Origin of the sequence: Pseudonocardia nigra (assembly GCF_019396355.1) — a bacterium.
Taxonomy (GTDB): Bacteria; Actinomycetota; Actinomycetes; order Mycobacteriales; family Pseudonocardiaceae; genus Pseudonocardia; species Pseudonocardia nigra.
This window is the reverse complement of the sequence record NZ_JAHKRK010000571.1, coordinates 1-614: the sequence shown is the minus strand read 5'-3', so window position 1 is coordinate 614 and position 614 is coordinate 1. Positions and strand designations below refer to the sequence as shown.

Sequence of the window (614 nt, the reverse complement as noted above, 5' to 3'; positions counted from 1 at the left end):
AGAAAGCAAGAGACTCGGGTCGAGTGCCAGATAAGGACCTGTCGGAGAACGAACGCGAGGAACTGGAGCGGCTCCGCAAGGAGAACGCCACGCTACGGATGGAGCGTGAGTTCGCAAAAAAAGTAGCGACCTGGTTCGCGAAGGAACAGCCGTGAAGTACGCGGCGATCGCGGACTGGGCCGTTGACAAGCAGTACTCGGTCACGTTCATGTGCGCCCAGCTCGGGGTGGTTCGCCAGGGCTACTACCGGTGGCTGGCCGACGGGCCGTGCCAGCGCGAGCGCACCGACGCCGAGCTCACCGAGACGATCCACGAGGTCCACCGCGACCTGCACGGCCACCCCGGCGTGCGCCGGGTCTGGGCCGAGCTCGTCGTACGTGGGGTCCGGGTCGCCCGCAAGCGCGTCTGGCGCCTGATGCGCGCTGCCGGGCTGCGCGGACGCCATCCACGGCCCTGGAAGCGGACGACCCTCGCAGCTCAGCGGCCCATCGACGCACCGGACCTGATCGGGCAGGACTTCACCGCCCAGGCCCCCAACACCCGCTGGTGCGGCGACATCACCTACGTGCAGACCGTCGACGGCTGGGTCTACACCGCGACCGTGATCGACCTGC

Annotated in this window: 1 protein-coding gene; it reads left to right on the top strand. The window is 68.1% G+C overall.

The genetic code is table 11. The features are described 5' to 3' along the window. Positions 1-151: 151 nt before the first annotated feature. A partial coding sequence (locus KME75_RS42250) for an IS3 family transposase (protein WP_219420705.1) occupies positions 152-614 on the top strand: 463 nt, incomplete at its 3' end.